A 15,563-nucleotide genomic window follows, 5' to 3' on the forward strand; every position below is an offset into this window, starting at 1 on the left:
GCGCGAGCCACCCCCTCATCCGACCCTTCGGGCCACCTTCTCCCCGCTGGGGAGAAGAGGGAATGTGCCGCGACCTATCGATCATCCTCTCCCCTCGGGGAGAGGTCCGCCGAGCGACAGCGGAGGCGGGGTGAGGGGGAGACTTGCTCTCAGGCCGCCGCGGTCTTCCGGTCGAGCGCCGCAGATACCGCAAACACCCCAAAGCCGAGCAGCGACAGCACTGCCCCCACATAACCGGTCGCGGCAAAACCCCAGCCCCAGGCGATCACCAGCCCGCCGAGCCAGGCGCCGAGTGCATTGGCGATGTTGAAGGCTGAATGGTTGGAGGCGGCAGCAAGCGTCTGCGCGTCGGCTGCGACATCCATCAGCCGCGTCTGCAGCGCAGGGCCAGCAGCGAAGCCGCAGCCGATCAGGAACACGCAAAGGCAGAGCACGACCGGATATTGCGCCCACAGCCCGAAGGCACCCATGACGACGATGTTGAACAGCATCACGCCGCCGATCGTGCCTTTCAGCGACACGTCGGCCAGCCGCGAGCCGACGATATTGCCGACATTCATGCCGATGCCGAACAGCGTGAGCACGATCGCCACCATGCTGGCCGACATTCCGGCCGTCACCGTCGTGGTCGAGGCGATGTAGCTGAACACCGAGAACATGCCGCCGAAACCGACCGCGGCAATGCCGAGCGTCAGCCATACCTGCGCGCGGCCGAAGGCACTCAGCTCGCGCCAGATGCTGGCGCCTTCATGCACCTTGTCGCGCGGCTGGAAATACCAGAGCAGTGCCACCGTCACCACGCCGATGCCGCCGACCAGAAAGAAGGCGGCGCGCCAGTTGAGCATTTGTCCCATGAAGGTGGCGATCGGCGTGCCGACCAGGGTCGCGACGGTGAGGCCGAGCATCACCCGGCCGACGGCGCGGGCGCGTTTGTTGGGCGGCACCATCGAGGCAGCCACGAGAGCTGCGACCCCGAAATAGGCGCCATGCGGCAGGCCGGTGATGAAGCGCAGCGCCGTGAAGCTCCAGAAATCCGGGGCGGCGGCGCTCAGGATATTGCCGAGTGCAAACACCGTCATCAGGATCAGCAGCAGCGAGCGCCGCGTCATCCGCGCGGCCGCGACCGCGATGATCGGCGCGCCGATGACGACGCCGAGGGCATAGGCGCTGATCACGTAGCCCGCCATCGGAATACTGACCTGATAGGTGGAGGCGACATCCGGCAGCAAGCCCCATGATGGCGAATTCGCCGGTGCCGATTCCGAAACCTCCAACCGCCAGCGCGATCTCGATCAGGATGACGGCGAGCCGCGAAAGCTCTGGTGCATTATCAAAATCTTTGGCTTCCGAACGGTCCCGTGCGGATTGAAAATCGGCGGCAGTATCGGTCATAACGTTGAATCTGCTGGAAAAAGACGCGGGTAGGATGTGGGAGGCATCCACCCGCTCTGGAGGTGAGTGGGTCATCGAATGACCGGACTTAAGGCTAACACGGCATGGTGCGTTGCGGTAGTATCCGCCATTTATTCAGGCGTGCTCTCACGGGATTGTGAGTTTTTTCCTGAAGCGACGGCGGGCTTGTTGATAAAACTCCCGGTCGCAACCATTTCTCTGATGGGCCGTTGTCCCGCGCCAAATCCGCTCCTCTGCAAGCGAGAGCAAATGAACCTCTTTGCCGTCTTCAACCGCGATGGCGGTACCTTCCGAACCACAGACATGGACGCCTATTGCGCTCGAGCAGCCGAGACGTTCAAGGCGGCCGGCCACGAGATCGAATGCCATGTGGTATCCGGCAAGGACGTGGTCTCGACCATGGAAAAGGCGGCCTCGACGCCAGGCGTCGAGGGGCTGATCGCTGGCGGCGGCGACGGCACGATCTCGGCCGCCGCCGGCATCGCGTGGAAAAGCGGCATCGCGCTCGGCGTCGTGCCGGCAGGCACCATGAACCTGTTCGCCCGCTCGCTGAAACTGCCGCTCGATATCTGGCAGGTGCTGGATGCGTTGGCGCAGGCGCGGCCGGAAAACATCGATATCGCCAGCGCCAACGGCAAGAGTTTCGTGCATCAGTTTTCTGCCGGCATGCATGCGCGCATGGTGCGCTACCGCAATTCGATGACCTTCGCCTCACGGCTTGGCAAGATACGCGCGAGCACGAGGGCGGCGATCGGCGTCATGTTCAATCCGCCGGAATTCGAGGTGGAATACAATGCGGGCGGCAAGGTCGGGCACCGCAGGGTCTCGGCCATCTCCGTCTCCAACAATGAATTCGGCCGCGATCCGCTGATGTTCGCCGACAGCCTGACCGGCGGCCATCTCGGCTTTTATGTCGCCGATCCGCTAACGCCGGCGGGCGTGGTGCGGCTGACTTTCGACATCCTGCGCGGCCGGCTGAAGGAAAACGCCGCGGTCACCGCGATGACGGTGACCGAACTGGAACTGCATTTCCCCCGCGAGCGCCACGATATCCGCTGCGTCATCGACGGCGAGCTGCTCCCCATGGACCGCGACGTGCTGTTGAAGATCCATGCGGGCGAGCTGACCGTGCTGGTCAACCAGCCGCAGGAACGCGTGACGCAGGAACGGGACGGCAGCGGCATCTGAGCGGGCTCGCGGCGATATCCGAGCAGTTCGGCCGCCTCTTCAGATGGATGAAACCACTCGATTTCGCCCGAGCGATTTTGCCTCGTACAGATTTACATCGGCGGCTCTGAGACTTTCAGAAGGGTCAAAGCCCGAAGCGCACTGGATAGCTCCGATGCTGGCCGACACCGGGACGCTCGATCGCGAGGCGGAGCGCATGTCCATGCCTTCGATGAGTCCTCGGATATCTTCGCACCACCTCAACATCTCGTCGACGCTCAGGCCGCCTTGAAAGAGAGCGAATTCTTCGCCTCCGAGGCGGCCCGCTATGTTGAATTGCCCGTCATACGTGGCGAGTATCTGCCCGGTGCGGCGAAGGACCTCGTCACCGGCTGCATGGCCGTGGCGATCGTTGATCGATTTGAAGTGGTCGAGATCCAGAAAAATAAGGGCTCCGGTTACACCCTCCCGGCTGAGGGTCTGCAGTTCTTCCATAAAGGCGCTGCGGTTCAACAGCCCGGTCAATCCGTCGTGGCGGGACTGCCGGTGAAGCTCCTCGTAGGCGGCTGCCAGTTTGGCGAGTGCGTCAGAGGCCTTGGCTTCCGCACGCCGGATTCGTTCCGACTGGCTGTAAAGCACGGCCGAGGCAGGGATAGAGATGGCAAGCGGGCAAACAATCGTCATCACCAGGCCGGCACCGGCGACTTCCCCGCCCAACATCGGAACGAAAGTAAACGATATAGCCAGAGATGCGAGCAGGGACAGGAGGCCGGTAAGGAGTGACTTGGCGATAACAATACGCATCGGATGTGCCGCAAGACTTCAAATATCGAGCTTCCTTAGGCCTTATGAATTTAAGATAGGTTGAAACATTCGCTTAAACATCGATCGTGTGCAGCCGATGGATCGTCCCTGTTTGCGGTGGGGCGATGCTGCCGGTCCGTGCGGGCGAGCCGACGGTGCTAATCAACCGGACGCAGGAACGGGACGTCAGCAGGATTTGAGCGAGTCCGAAGCCTGCGATACAACCTCTTGCATCCGTTTGTTCATATCCCGTTAACTCGGGAACACTAGATTTTCAACCAATGATAGAATCATTGGTTGGTCTGGCCATGAAGCGCCCGACAAATCGCGGCAATGCCCATCAAGGGGAGGTGCGCCGCGGGCGAGGGCCGGCATGACTTCCATCTCCGTTGTTCAACCTGCGGCTTTGCTGATCCTTCAGCAGGCGAATGCGCAGCCTGCCGAAAATGAAGAAGACAAGAAAACCGATCTCGTCCAGGTGGCGAATGGCATTACCGGCGAACCGGCCGAAGAGACGCTGAAGGCCGCCTTTGCGGTCAGCGTCGCTTTCATGGAGCTGGATGCCAAGGGCGAGTTGGCGGCCGAGGCGATGAAGTTTATCGACTCGGATCAGTTCAAGGTCACCGATCCCACCGTCAAGCAGACGCTGAAGCAGGTGATCTCCGAGAAGGGATGGGAATTCATGCAGCTGGTGAAGCAGCAGCAGGAGGCCCATGACGGTGCTATTTCGCGCGAAAACCTCTTCGCGATCGTGCTTCCCCAGATGATCGTCAAGAACCGCGAGCGTTTCACTGAAGACGAGATCGAGCTTTCGGTGAAGTTCGAGGACAAGAGCGGCATCATCGTCTTCATTCCCGACAGCGAAGGGAACAGCACCTATAGCGACCTCATGAAAGCGATGAAGGAAGAAGAGATCAACGCTGCCAAGACCGGCGATGAGACGGCCTTGCGTGAACTCGGCATGGAACTCGGTTCATATATCGCCGCCTGGAGCGATGCATTCGACTTCAAACCGGGCGATGTATTTATGTTCGTGGATGTGAAGGATATTCTCTACGCGGCATGGATGAAAGATGAATAGGCCTAGATCCTAAATCCGCGGCAGATAGGTCTGGTAGTCGAAATCCGAGACCGTGCGCAGGTAGGTGATCGCCTCCTTGCGCTTCGTGTCGCCATAGAGCTTCTGATAGCGCGCCCCAAAAACGTCGGCGATGAAGGGGGAGGCGGAAAACTCCTCGACGGCGGTCAGGAAGTCGTGCGTCAGCTTTTTCGTACCGGCCGGCGGCTCCTTGCCCGGTTCGGTCGCAGGACCCGGATCCAGCGTTTCATCCAATCCTAAAAGCATGCCGCCGAGGATGGCGGTCAGCAGCAGATACGGATTGACGTCGGCGCCGGCGACGCGGTGTTCGATGCGGGCGGCAGGCCCTTGGGCGTCAGGAATGCGCACCGCAGTCCCCCGATGACCGTAGCCCCAGTCGATGTCGACCGGCGCGAAGGATCCCGGCTGGAAGCGGCGGTAGGAATTGGCGAACGGTGCGAAGATCAGCTGAGCATCGCGCATCGTGTCTAGCATTCCGGCGCAGACGGATTTGAGCCGCACCGGGTCGCCGCCCTTCGCGTCCAGCACATTGTTGCCGTCGCGGTCGATGATGCTCGCATGCACATGCAGGCCGGAGCCTGCATGGTCCGCATAAGGCTTTGCCATGCAGGTGGATTTGAGGCCGTGCTTCTTTGCCGCCTGTTCGGCGATCCGCTTGAGATAGATGCAATCGTCGGCCGCCGCCAGCGCGTCGGCGCGGTGCAGGAGGTTTATCTCGAATTGGCCGGGGCCGAATTCCGCGGTCGTCGCATCCGCCGGCAGTCCTTGAGCCTTGGCCCAGGTCCGCACCGTCTGCAGGTAGTCGTCGAGTGCATCGACAGCGCTCATGTCGTAGAGCTGGAAGCCGTTCGGCTCACCGCGATAGGTCAGCTTTGCCGGCGGTCGCGGCCTGCCGGTCTCGCGCCAGTCGTCCTCGATCACGTAGAATTCGAGCTCGGTCGCCACGACCGGCGTCAGGCCGCGCTCCTCGAAGCGCTTGAGAAGGGCCGCGAGAATGGCGCGCGGATCCATGAAGGAAGGCGTGCCGTCGAATTCGTGCATGGTTGAAAGCACCTGCTTCGACCCTTCCGGCGCCCACGGCATTGGCGCAAGGCTACGCTTGTCGGGAATGCACACCCCGTCCGGGTCGCCGACCGACAGCGATAGGCCGGTAATGTCGTCATTGTCGTCGCCCCAGATATCCAGCGACTGGGTGGAGGAAGGCAGGCGCACCGTACCGTCCCAGACCTTCTTTTCCGCCTCGAGCGGAATCTGCTTGCCGCGCAGGTCGCCGTTCATGCCGACGAGCAGGATTTCGATGCGAGGCGGTGCGGAATCGGAAGCCATGAGGAATGTCTTTTGACGGGTGTTGCGGAACTCTGTTCGTAACCGATAAGAATTAACGGCACAATCTAAGGCAGAGAGACAGTCATGACCGATATGCCGCCGCTTTCCAATCTCGCCGCCATCGATGCCGCCCATCACCTGCATCCGTTCTCGGACATGAAGCAGCTCAACGCCAAGGGTGCGCGGGTCATCCAGCGCGCCGAGGGCGTCCATATCTACGATTCGACGGGCAAGAAATATCTCGATGCCTTTGCCGGCCTCTGGTGCGTCAATGTCGGTTACGGCCGCAGGTCGATCGCCGATGCCGCCTACAGGCAGATGCAGGAACTGCCCTATTACAACACCTTCTTCGGCACCACGACGGAGCCGGCCGCATTGCTCGCCCAGAAGATTGCCTCGCACACGGCCGAAAACCTGAAACGCGTCTTCTTCACCAATTCCGGCTCGGAGGCGACCGACACCTGGTTCCGCATGGCGCGGGTCTACTGGAAGGCTTTGGGTAAGCCGGAAAAGACCTTGGTCATCGCCCGCAAGAACGCGTATCACGGCTCGACGGTCGCCGGCGCCTCGCTCGGTGGCATGAAGCTGATGCACGAACAGGGCAACCTGCCGATCGAAGGCGTCCACCACATCAACCAGCCTTACTGGTACGCCGAGGGCGGCGATCTGACACCTGCCAAATTCGGCCTGAAGGTCGCCCGAGAGCTGGAGGCGAAGATCGACGAACTTAGCGAGGACCGCGTCGCTGCCTTCGTTGCCGAGCCGATCCAGGGGGCAGGGGGCGTTATCATTCCGCCGGAGACCTATTGGCCGGAAATCGCCCGCATCTGCAAGGCGCGCAACATCCTGCTCGTTTCCGACGAGGTGATCTGCGGCTTTGGCCGCCTGGGTACGTGGTTCGGCCACCAGCATTTCGGCTTCGAGCCGGATCTGGCGCCGATCGCCAAGGGCCTCTCCTCCGGTTACCTGCCGATCGGCGGCGTGCTGGTCAGCGACCGCGTCGCCGACGTGATGGTCGAGGAGCTGGGCGATTTCTACCATGGTTTCACCTATTCCGGTCACCCGGTCTGCGCCGCCGCCGCGCTGGAAAACATCCGCATCATTGAGGAGGAGGGACTGGTCGAGCGCGTCCGCGACGATATCGGCCCCTATTTTGCCGCCGCCTGGAAAAGCCTTGAGGATCACGCGGTGGTCGGCCAGGCCGAAAGCACCGGCCTGATCGGCGGTCTGCAGCTTGCGGCGGATAAATCCACCCGCCGCCGTTATGCAAAGCCCGACGATATCGGCTCGCTGGTGCGCAACCACTGCGTCGAGAACGGTCTTATCCTGCGCGCCACCGCCGACCGCATGCTCGCCTCGCCGGCGCTGACCATCAGCCGTTCGGAAGTGGATGAGGTAATCGAGAAGCTCCGGGCGGCGCTCGATCATCTGAAAGATAGCGTTAGGGAGTGAGCCGGTGCGGCACCCTTAACCCTCCCCCTTGTGGGGAGGGTGGCCGGCAGGCGGGAGGGGTTTTGATGCGGAGCGAAGACCCCTCCCCAACCCCTCCCCACAAGGGGGAGGGGCTACACGCCCCGCCGTACGCGGTTACTTTACCGGCTCCACCCAGGCATATCCAAACGTGACGCTGTTCCGCCCACCCGAGAAGAGATAAGGCACGGTTTTGGTCGCCGGCGCCAAGCCTTCCGCTGCGACCCCGTTCGCCTGCAGATATGGCTTGAGAGAGTCGAGCGTATCACCGCTTTCCTGCCAGAGGATCAGCCCCGGCTGGCGTCTCTCCGCCTCGCCGAGCGGCGGCGTCTGGCCGAAACTCGGTAGCAGCACGCGGGCCTGCGGCAGTTCCAGCCGAGCGCTTCCGGCAAGATAGGGATCGGCGGTGATCACATAGGCGGGCTTTGCTCCGGCATGCTCCGCCACCACCTGTTCGATGAACCGTCCGGACGGCAGGTTTTCCTTGGTATAGTTGCCGAACCTCGCGCCGATGACATTGCCGAGCGCGATATAAACGACGAAGCCGAGCGCCAGCGCCGCCACCGGAAACAGCAGCCGCGGGATGCTGCGGCTCGTCTCCGCATTGGCGGCCTCGAGCTTCAGGCAGAGGTAAAGCGGCAGCAGAACCAGGAAGGGCGACAGCCATTTTTCGCTGATGCTGGTGGCCCCGAAACCGAGCCCGATCAGCCCGACGGCGATCAGGCAGAGAACGACCGTCCGACCGATCACCCGCGTCCACTGGTTCGTCGCCGGCCAGGCATCGATCAGCGGCCGCCGGAAGGCGATCAGGAAAAAGGCGAGCACCGGCAGTCCGCCGGTCAGTATTGCAACGAAAAGCGTGCCGATGCCGGACAGCCGGTCGAGGATGGGGTTGCCCGACGCGTCCTGGCGCATGGCCTTGATCGTCCCGGCCGTCGCTTCGCCCAGGTTTCCGAGCACCCAAAGGCCGTGCGGCAGGCAGATCACCGCTGTGACGGCAAGCGCCGGGATCAGCCGCCAGTCGAGAATGCGCTTGCGCAGGTCCGGTTCCGGCAGGATCGCGAGGATTGCCGCGACGGGCACGATGACGAAATTATACTTGGCGATCAGACCGAACCCGACCGCGATGCCGGTCAGGAGATAGGTCCACAGGCTCGGCCGCGTCAGCGTCTTGAGGAAACCGTAGAAAAACAACGCGACGGCAAACAGTGTGGCGATCGCATGCGTCAGGTCCCGCTGCGCCATGACGCTGACCGCCGGCATGGCGATCACGCCGATCATGGCGATGGCAACGAGCCGTGGGTCCTTCAGCAACACCCGCGCCGCCAGTCCATAGACCGCACAGGTGAGGAATAGCAGCAGATTCTTGACCAGGGCGATCGCCAGGATCGACGGGCCGATCAGGTGGACGATCCCGTATTGCAGCCAGTTGTAGAACGGCGGCTGACGGCCGTAGCCCATCAGCAGGAACTGCGACTGGTAGAGCTGTTCTGCCTCGTCGCTTTCGAGCGCCTCCGAGCGCAGCATCCGAAGGATGACCGCGAGCACATAATAGGCAGCGATCAGCCAGAGGATGAGGCCGGGACGGCGGGCAAGCGCGTCACTGATGCGCCGCATCGCCCTCATAGACTTCCCTGACGATGTAGCTGAGCGAGTTGTCATCGCGGTAATAGGTGCGGGCGATCATTTCCGCGATAATGCCGGTGGTGATCATCTGTACCGCCGAGAGGAACAGCATGACGCCGATGAGGAACAGCGGTCGCGTGCCGATGTCGTTGCCCATGACGAACTTGTCGATGAACAGGTAGAAGAGGATGATCGCAGACAGCGCCCCGAGCCCAAGGCCGAGCGAGCCGAAGAAATGTCCCGGCCGCGCCTTGAAACGCATGAAGAACATTACCGACAGAAGGTCGAGGATAACCCGGAAGGTGCGGGAAATGCCGTATTTGGAAACGCCGTGCTGGCGCGCATGGTGGGTCACCGGCATCTCGCCGATCCGCGAGCTCGGCACCACGCCGGCAACCCAGGCCGGAATGAAGCGGTGCATTTCGCCCATCAGCTTGACCTGCTTGATCACCGATCCGCGATAGATCTTCAGGGAACAGCCGTAATCATGCAGCCGCACGCCAGTGATCCGCCCGATCAGCCGGTTGGCGATGAAGGAGGGCACCTTGCGCAACAGCAGCCCATCCTGGCGGTTCTTGCGCCAGCCGACGAGAAGGTCGAGTTCGCGCCGTTCCAGCTCGGCCACCATGCCGGGAATGTCCTTCGGGTCGTTCTGCAGGTCGCCGTCGAGCGTGGCGATCAGCCGTCCTTCGGCCTGGTTGATGCCGGCCTGCATGGCAGCCGTCTGGCCGAAATTGCGCTGCAGCGCGACGATCTTCAGGTCGAGGCCGGGGCGGTTCAGCGCTTCGCGGGCATTGGCGATCGTCGCATCGGTGCTGCCGTCATCGACGAGAATAAGTTCCCATGTCGCAGCATAATTCGCCATCGCCGCGCAGATCCTCTCGATCAGCGGACGCACGCTTTCTTCTTCGTTGAAGAGGGGCACGACGAGGGACAGTTCGATCGGCTCGGCCGTCTCGATGCGGTCCGTCACCGACTCTGCTGTTGTACGCACCTTGCGTTTCTCCTAAACCACGGGCTGGAAAGGCCGCTCAGATAGTGGCCGAAACCGAAATTTCACATGGGGCATCCTACTATATGAAGAATTCTCCGGTTGCCAGTCGCCGGGCGTGGATAATTCGCCACGCGATGACGCTCGGAACGGTGGCGATCATCCTCGTCTACGCCGCTTTCATCCAGTGGGTCTGGGGCTGGCAGAGCGTCGTGTCGCTGTGGAGCAGCGCCGGCTGGGGTTCGGCGGCAATAGCGCTCGTGCTGCTGCTCGGCACCTATGTCCTGCGCACCTGGCGTATCTACGACTATTTCCCGGCCGAAACCGGCGGCCATTTCGGCACGCTGCTGAGGCTCGTCCAGGTCCATAACCTCCTCAACATCATGCTGCCCTTCCGCACCGGCGAGGCGAGCTTTCCGCTGCTGATGAAGCGCGAATTCGGGCTCGGCGTCGCGCGTGGAACCGCGGCGCTGTTCGTCATGCGCCTCTTCGACCTGCATGCGCTGCTCGCCGCTGCCGGCACGGGGCTGGCGCTGCAGACCGGAAAGCTCTGGGCCTGGGCGCTTTGGCTCGCCTTCCTCATCCTGCCGGCCATCGCCTTCGCGCTGCGCAAACACGCCTTCCGTCTTGCGGGTAAGGTTCTGCCGGACAAGGCGAAAAAACTGCTCGACGAAGTCGAAGCCGGCCTGCCGCTCGATGCCAATGCCTTTGCCCGGGCCTGGGGCGCGACGCTGATCAACTGGTTCACCAAGATCGCCGTGCTTGCCTGGGTCCTCGGCCTTTTGGGTGACCTCTCGATCGCCGCAAGCTTCGGCGGCGCCCTCGGCGGCGAGCTCTCTTCGGTGCTTCCGGTCCACGCCCCCGCCGGCGTCGGCACCTATCCCGCCGGCATCACCGCCGGCGCCATCGCCTTCGGTGCCGGCACGGCCGGGCTGCCCTTGGCGGAACTCGGCCAGGCGGCGGTCAACACCCATCTTCTGGTGATCATTTCGTCGCTGGTGGGGACCGCACTGTCCTTGCTGGTGGCGCGGCCGACGCGTGATCGCAGTTAAGCCAATTCGCTCAGCGATATCGCCGCGTCCCGAAATCTCTTGTCGGCGCTTTGCCGCAGCTTTCGAACGAGGCTTTCATCTGCAGTGACGAAGCGAAGATTCTCCTTCAGCGCAAGGGCCAGATAGATGCAGTCATAAGCCGGATGATCAAGTTCGATCGCGAGTTCGAGACTGGCGTTCAAGAGCGGTAGCATTTCTCGCAATTGCAAGTCCGAGCCCTCGATCAGCCGGGCGCCGAAATGTGCCTCTACGGCGGAAAGCTCTTTCCGCCGTACCTTCTTCCAGAGGATGTTGGCGCATTCGACAAGGATCAGATCGGGGGCAATCAGTGCATTGCCGTCGAGTAGGGACAGCGCCTCGGAAGTCCCTGTCTCCTGGATGACCCATTTGATAACGACGCTTGCGTCGACGACGAAGGTCGTCACCGTTCTTGGCGTCCTTCGCGCATCAGCATTTCGGAAGGCGTATGGTCGCGATTGGCGGTCAGGGCTCGAAATTCGGATGCCAGGGTCTCGAAGGTCGGCCGGCTGTGATGAGGGCCATCCCAGCCCATGCCTTCAAGCTCCTTGAAAGCGCGGCGTCGGCGTTCGTTCGTGACCAGATGTTGAAGGATCTCCTCCACGGTTGCCGTGGTCGGCAACCCGGCGATTTCCTTCGCCTCGTTTAAGAGGTCGTCGTCGATATTTAAGGACATTCGCATCGGGAACCCTCCTGAGAGTCCAGAACATAGTCCTAAATTATGGCGCTGTCACTGAAACGCCGTCTCGTAAAAGCTTCTCAGCTTGCGCGAATGCAGCGTCTCGGTCGGCATTGCCGCAAGCTTTTGAACGGCGCGGATGCCGATCTGCAGGTGCTGGCTGACTTGGGTGCGGTAGAAGGCGGTTGCCATGCCGGGCAGTTTCAGTTCGCCGTGCAGCGGCCGGTCGGATACGCAGAGCAGCGTCCCATAGGGCACGCGGAAGCGGAAACCGTTGGCGGCGATCGTCGCTGATTCCATGTCCAGCGCGATGGCGCGCGACTGGGAGAGCCGCTTCACCGGCCCGCGCTGGTCGCGCAGTTCCCAGTTGCGGTTGTCGATCGTCGCGACTGTACCAGTGCGCATGATCCGCTTGAGCTCGAAGCCCTGGTAGCCGGTGACTTCTTCAACCGCGCTCTCCAGCGCCTGCTGCACCTCGGCAAGCGCCGGGATCGGGATCCACACCGGCAGGTCGTCGTCGAGCACATGGTCTTCGCGCACATAGGCATGCGCCAGCACATAGTCACCCAAGCGCTGGCTGTTGCGCAGGCCGGCGCAGTGGCCAACCATCAGCCAGGCATGCGGGCGCAGCACGGCGATATGGTCGGTGATCGTCTTGGCGTTCGAAGGTCCGACACCGATATTGACGAGCGTGATGCCCGCATGGCCCTTCTTCTTCAGGTGATAGGCAGGCATCTGGGGCAGGCGGACGACCGCATCGGTTTCCGGCTTGTCGCTGCCGGCAAGCGTGACGATATTGCCGGGCTCCACGAAGGCCGTGTAGCCATCGCCGCCCTTTGCCATCATCTCCCGGGCCCAGGCCGCGAATTCGTCGATGTAGAACTGGTAGTTGGTGAACAGCACGAAGTTCTGGAAATGATCGGCGCTGGTCGCCGTGTAGTGGCTGAGCCGCGCCAGCGAATAGTCGATGCGCTGGGCGGTGAACGGCGCAAGCGGCGCCGGCTCGCCAGCCACCTGGTCGTATTCCCCATTGGCGATCAGGTCGTCGGTATTGTTGAGATCCGGCGTGTCGAAGAGATCGCGCAGCGAAATGTCGGCGAGCGAACTGGTCGCCGACGCTTCCACATGCGCACCTTCGCCGAAAGCGAAATGCAGCGGGATCGGCGTGGTCGATTCGGAAATCGTCACCGGAACGCTGTGGTTGCGCATCAGCAGGCCGAGCTGTTCCTTGAGATAATGCCGGAACAGTTTTGGCCGGGTGATGGTCGTCGTATAGACGCCGGGGGACGACACATGGCCGTAGGAGAGGCGCGAGTCGGCGTGTCCGAACGAAGTCGTCTCGATGCTGACCTGCGGGTAGCAGGCGCGGTAGCGGCCGGTCACGGCGGCGCCGTCGGCAAGCGCTCCGAACGCCTCGATCAGGAACCGCGTGTTGCGCTCGTAGAGCTCGGTCAGGGCATCGACCGCCTCGACCGGATTGTCGAAGGCGCGCGGCTCGACCGGGCTCGGGCTGATGAAGGAAAGCGGGGATAGGGAAAAGATTCGTGTGTTCATGCGCTATTATAGTGGGAACTCAATAACAATCAAACGACGTCAGAAGGCTCGTGCCGATTGATTCATGAGTTTTAAAGCGCCGCGACGCAGTTTGGCGTCGCGGGATGGTAACAGGGCACGGTCGTGCCGAGATGCACGCGCAAATCGTTGCGCGCCGGAGCTGCGACAAGCGCGGCAAAGGCAAATGCGAAAATGGTCATGATCAGCGTTACGATTGTCAGGCGACGTGCGAGGGCGGTCATGGTTCTCTCCCCAAAGCCAATGGCGGCAGAATAAAGGCGCGGGGCTGAATGCGTGCTGAGAGAGGACTTCATCCTGGGTTCAGAATGGTTAACGCCGGCCGAACAGAACGGACGCTTGAAGAGCCGCACATGACTGCGTCCCTGCCGAAACATGGTCCGGCGCAGGCACGAGGTGATCGGATGTCGCCGTGCATCTTCGAAGCCATGCCGATCGCGAAAAAGCCGACCCCGGGGGCCGGCTTTAAAATTGGTTCTATCGGTGGAGAGGTCATTCCGTGCGCTGGCTGCGACCTGCGCGAGATGCGGTATCTTGAAGCAACTGCTTAGTTATGGGGACGCAATATACCGTCGTAGTAGTCGCCTTCGTCCTGTCCACCGTCCAGGTCGGCATTGCCGCTGGTGTTGTTGTTGTACATGTAGCCGGTACCCGGATAGATGCTGCCGGTCGACATGGTGTCGACGCCCTGGCCGCGATCCCGGCCGCGATCCTGCTGGATGGTCGGCGGCGATTGCGGCAGGCCATTCGGGTCAGGATAGACGGCATCCTGCGCCATGGCGGCACCAGTATAACCTGCCGTAATGATAAGAGCGGCAATACCGGAAGTCAGATAGGTTTTCATTGTCCTGTCCTTTCCATCTGTTCTTATGGTGCGAAGCGATAGTCGCATCGCTCCGCCGAAGATAGAAATCCCTGGAAGGACGGATCGTTCCAATGGAAATGGAGCGGACCTGCCACTAGCGGTTTTTTGTCTAGGGGGCGAAAAAGCCTGGAATACCGCAAAAAACGGGCGGTCCGCTGCCAAATGCAGGAATCTCACGAAGAAGAGCATCAACGTGATTGATTCGTGGAAAAGCTTCACTTAATCTTGAATACGGTGGCGGGTTTCAGAGTCCTGCCATCCACGCACCGGAAAGACGATTGCGACCCGTCTTTCCAATCGGTGTCTTGAATGAACTGCGAATACCAGCCGCGCAAGCGGCTGGTATTTCATTTTTCCGTATATTTTCTGTCTGTCCGATCCCGCACTGGCCGAGGCTCCGTGCGGCTATCGATCGCGAGCGAACTTAAGAATTAGTTCGGGCGATTTGCGCCGCTGTAGTAGTCGCCGCTGTCCAGATCGGAGATACGGTTATCCCGTCCGCCGCCATTGTTGAACGGAAGCTTGCCGTCCTGGCGATCGATGCTGCCGGTGTTGGTGCGATCGATGGAGGTGGAGACGGAAGGCGCAGTCTTCTGAACGCCCTGGTAATAGTCGCCTTCAGCAAGTGCTGCACCGGCGAACGAAACCGAAGCGATCAGGGCTGCGGCGAGTGCGGAAGTTATCTTGGTCATTGTCTTATGCCTTTCAGAGTTGCCCGCGGCAGTGAGTTTGCGACCCGGCCTGCGGACATATGTTCAGTATCTTGAATAACGGCGGTTAGTTCGGACGAACTGCGCCTTCGTAGTAGTCGCCACGGTTCAGGATCACCGTGCCGTCGAAGCCCTTGCCGGACTGATCGGAGCCAGTGGCGTGCGAGACCGAGCCCGTGTAGCCGTAGCTGACCCGCGGATGCTGGGCCTTGGGAGCGGCCTGATGGCTGGAGGCAACCGGCTGGCTGGGAGCCGGTTCGACGGCGCCTTCGTAATAGGTGCCGCCGCTGGCAAGGGCGGCCGTGGCGAAGGAAGCGGTAGCGATCAGCGTAGCAGCGATCGTCGAAGTGATCTTAGACATGATCCTATTCCTTTTCAGAGTGATCCGCGGCTTCAAAGTTTGCGACCTGGCCTGCGGATGTGTTGTTTCGGTTGATTGAGGGCGGTTAGTTCGGACGAACTGCGCCTTCATAATAATCGCCGTGGTTCAGGGTGACCGTGCCGTCGAAGGACTGGTTCGACTGGGCCGAAGCCTTGGCGCGACCGATAGAACCGGTGTAGCCGAAGTTGTCGACGCGAGCGCCCTGAACGGCCTGAGCCTGTTCTGTGGGCTGTGCGCCTTCGTAATAGTCGCCTTCATCGGCAAGAGCGGCGGAGGCGAAGGAAGCCGAAGCGATCAGGGCTGCGGCAATTGCGGAAGTGATCTTGGTCATGATGGTAGTCCTTTCAGAGTGTTCCGCGGCTGATGAGTTTGCGACCTGGCCTGCGGAA

The 15,563-nt window shown here is 61.6% G+C and carries 16 protein-coding genes and 1 pseudogene; 4 read left to right on the forward strand and 13 right to left on the reverse strand.

Going from position 1 to position 15,563, the window contains the following annotated elements; all coding sequences use genetic code 11:
• Positions 1–149: 149 nt before the first annotated feature.
• Positions 150–1,392 (reverse strand): annotated as a pseudogene (locus ACZ9IU_RS06985) (MFS transporter).
• A gap of 270 nt (positions 1,393–1,662) precedes the next feature.
• On the opposite strand from ACZ9IU_RS06985, the gene ACZ9IU_RS06990 reads away from it, so the two are divergent.
• Entirely contained in the window at positions 1,663–2,601 is a 939-nt protein-coding gene (locus tag ACZ9IU_RS06990) for a diacylglycerol/lipid kinase family protein (protein ID WP_038541388.1), read from the forward strand.
• A gap of 39 nt (positions 2,602–2,640) precedes the next feature.
• Here ACZ9IU_RS06990 and ACZ9IU_RS06995 read toward each other — a convergent pair whose 3' ends face one another.
• Complete coding sequence (locus ACZ9IU_RS06995) at positions 2,641–3,384, reverse strand: GGDEF domain-containing protein (RefSeq protein WP_038541390.1); 744 nt, start codon at positions 3,382–3,384, stop codon at positions 2,641–2,643.
• A 373-nt stretch (positions 3,385–3,757) separates the two neighbouring features.
• Between ACZ9IU_RS06995 and ACZ9IU_RS07000 the strand changes: the two genes are divergently transcribed.
• Positions 3,758–4,465, forward strand: coding sequence for a hypothetical protein (locus tag ACZ9IU_RS07000; RefSeq protein WP_038541392.1), 708 nt, complete (start codon positions 3,758–3,760; stop codon positions 4,463–4,465).
• A gap of 9 nt (positions 4,466–4,474) precedes the next feature.
• On the opposite strand, the gene ACZ9IU_RS07005 is transcribed toward ACZ9IU_RS07000, so the two are convergent.
• Positions 4,475–5,809, reverse strand: a complete 1,335-nt coding sequence (locus tag ACZ9IU_RS07005) for a glutamine synthetase family protein (protein ID WP_038541396.1) — start codon at positions 5,807–5,809, stop codon at positions 4,475–4,477.
• An 84-nt stretch (positions 5,810–5,893) separates the two neighbouring features.
• On the opposite strand from ACZ9IU_RS07005, the gene ACZ9IU_RS07010 reads away from it, so the two are divergent.
• Entirely contained in the window at positions 5,894–7,261 is a 1,368-nt protein-coding gene (locus ACZ9IU_RS07010) for an aspartate aminotransferase family protein (RefSeq protein WP_038541398.1), read from the forward strand.
• 135 nt (positions 7,262–7,396) lie between these two features.
• Here the strand turns inward: ACZ9IU_RS07010 and ACZ9IU_RS07015 are convergent, their stop codons facing one another.
• Together ACZ9IU_RS07015 and ACZ9IU_RS07020 are read right to left on the reverse strand one after the other, a co-directional pair.
• A complete protein-coding gene (locus tag ACZ9IU_RS07015) occupies positions 7,397–8,896 on the reverse strand; it encodes an ArnT family glycosyltransferase (RefSeq protein ID WP_051899674.1) in 1,500 nt (499 codons plus the stop codon).
• A complete protein-coding gene (locus ACZ9IU_RS07020; RefSeq protein ID WP_038541401.1) occupies positions 8,880–9,899 on the reverse strand; it encodes a glycosyltransferase family 2 protein in 1,020 nt (339 codons plus the stop codon). Before ACZ9IU_RS07020 ends, ACZ9IU_RS07015 begins: the two co-directional genes overlap by 17 nt.
• A gap of 83 nt (positions 9,900–9,982) precedes the next feature.
• On the opposite strand from ACZ9IU_RS07020, the gene ACZ9IU_RS07025 reads away from it, so the two are divergent.
• Positions 9,983–10,948: a lysylphosphatidylglycerol synthase transmembrane domain-containing protein gene (locus ACZ9IU_RS07025; RefSeq protein WP_038541405.1), complete on the forward strand. Its 966-nt coding sequence runs from the start codon at positions 9,983–9,985 to the stop codon at positions 10,946–10,948.
• Here ACZ9IU_RS07025 and ACZ9IU_RS07030 read toward each other — a convergent pair.
• The 8 genes from ACZ9IU_RS07030 to ACZ9IU_RS07065 all read right to left on the reverse strand — a co-directional run bounded on the left by ACZ9IU_RS07030 (position 10,945) and on the right by ACZ9IU_RS07065 (position 15,505).
• Positions 10,945–11,373, reverse strand: coding sequence for a type II toxin-antitoxin system VapC family toxin (locus ACZ9IU_RS07030; protein ID WP_038541407.1), 429 nt, complete (start codon positions 11,371–11,373; stop codon positions 10,945–10,947). The genes ACZ9IU_RS07025 and ACZ9IU_RS07030 overlap by 4 nt on opposite strands.
• Positions 11,370–11,648, reverse strand: a complete 279-nt coding sequence (locus tag ACZ9IU_RS07035) for a type II toxin-antitoxin system VapB family antitoxin (protein WP_080719138.1) — start codon at positions 11,646–11,648, stop codon at positions 11,370–11,372. Before ACZ9IU_RS07035 ends, ACZ9IU_RS07030 begins: the two co-directional genes overlap by 4 nt.
• A 48-nt stretch (positions 11,649–11,696) precedes the next feature.
• On the reverse strand, positions 11,697–13,199 hold the full coding sequence (gene amn, locus ACZ9IU_RS07040) for an AMP nucleosidase (RefSeq protein WP_038541412.1): 1,503 nt from the start codon (positions 13,197–13,199) through the stop codon (positions 11,697–11,699).
• 71 nt (positions 13,200–13,270) lie between these two features.
• Positions 13,271–13,441 carry a hypothetical protein gene (locus tag ACZ9IU_RS07045; protein ID WP_157885092.1) on the reverse strand — a complete coding sequence of 57 codons (171 nt, stop codon included), beginning with the start codon at positions 13,439–13,441 and terminating at the stop codon, positions 13,271–13,273.
• Between the two features lie 323 nt (positions 13,442–13,764).
• Positions 13,765–14,061, reverse strand: coding sequence for a hypothetical protein (locus tag ACZ9IU_RS07050; RefSeq protein ID WP_038541417.1), 297 nt, complete (start codon positions 14,059–14,061; stop codon positions 13,765–13,767).
• 452 nt (positions 14,062–14,513) lie between these two features.
• Entirely contained in the window at positions 14,514–14,774 is a 261-nt protein-coding gene (locus ACZ9IU_RS07055; protein WP_038541420.1) for a hypothetical protein, read from the reverse strand.
• A gap of 85 nt (positions 14,775–14,859) precedes the next feature.
• Positions 14,860–15,153, reverse strand: coding sequence for a hypothetical protein (locus ACZ9IU_RS07060; protein WP_038541422.1), 294 nt, complete (start codon positions 15,151–15,153; stop codon positions 14,860–14,862).
• 85 nt (positions 15,154–15,238) lie between these two features.
• The gene (locus ACZ9IU_RS07065; RefSeq protein ID WP_038541426.1) at positions 15,239–15,505 is read right to left on the reverse strand and encodes a hypothetical protein; all 267 of its coding nucleotides are present in this window, start codon (positions 15,503–15,505) and stop codon (positions 15,239–15,241) included.
• Positions 15,506–15,563 lie beyond the last annotated feature (58 nt).

It is taken from the genome of Mesorhizobium sp. USDA 4132 (assembly GCF_056279545.1).

Bases quoted from the DNA above. Each gene is read 5' to 3' on its own strand.
- ACZ9IU_RS06990 (WP_038541388.1), top strand. From the start codon at position 1,663: ATGAACCTCTTTGCCGTCTTCAACCGCGATGGCGGTACCTTCCGAACC.
- ACZ9IU_RS06995 (WP_038541390.1), bottom strand. From the start codon at position 3,384: ATGCGTATTGTTATCGCCAAGTCACTCCTTACCGGCCTCCTGTCCCTG.
- ACZ9IU_RS07000 (WP_038541392.1), top strand. From the start codon at position 3,758: ATGACTTCCATCTCCGTTGTTCAACCTGCGGCTTTGCTGATCCTTCAG.
- ACZ9IU_RS07005 (WP_038541396.1), bottom strand. From the start codon at position 5,809: ATGGCTTCCGATTCCGCACCGCCTCGCATCGAAATCCTGCTCGTCGGC.
- ACZ9IU_RS07010 (WP_038541398.1), top strand. From the start codon at position 5,894: ATGACCGATATGCCGCCGCTTTCCAATCTCGCCGCCATCGATGCCGCC.
- ACZ9IU_RS07015 (WP_051899674.1), bottom strand. From the start codon at position 8,896: ATGCGGCGCATCAGTGACGCGCTTGCCCGCCGTCCCGGCCTCATCCTC.
- ACZ9IU_RS07025 (WP_038541405.1), top strand. From the start codon at position 9,983: ATGAAGAATTCTCCGGTTGCCAGTCGCCGGGCGTGGATAATTCGCCAC.
- ACZ9IU_RS07035 (WP_080719138.1), bottom strand. From the start codon at position 11,648: ATGCGAATGTCCTTAAATATCGACGACGACCTCTTAAACGAGGCGAAG.
- amn (WP_038541412.1), bottom strand. From the start codon at position 13,199: ATGAACACACGAATCTTTTCCCTATCCCCGCTTTCCTTCATCAGCCCG.
- ACZ9IU_RS07045 (WP_157885092.1), bottom strand. From the start codon at position 13,441: ATGACCGCCCTCGCACGTCGCCTGACAATCGTAACGCTGATCATGACC.
- ACZ9IU_RS07050 (WP_038541417.1), bottom strand. From the start codon at position 14,061: ATGAAAACCTATCTGACTTCCGGTATTGCCGCTCTTATCATTACGGCA.
- ACZ9IU_RS07055 (WP_038541420.1), bottom strand. From the start codon at position 14,774: ATGACCAAGATAACTTCCGCACTCGCCGCAGCCCTGATCGCTTCGGTT.
- ACZ9IU_RS07060 (WP_038541422.1), bottom strand. From the start codon at position 15,153: ATGTCTAAGATCACTTCGACGATCGCTGCTACGCTGATCGCTACCGCT.
- ACZ9IU_RS07065 (WP_038541426.1), bottom strand. From the start codon at position 15,505: ATGACCAAGATCACTTCCGCAATTGCCGCAGCCCTGATCGCTTCGGCT.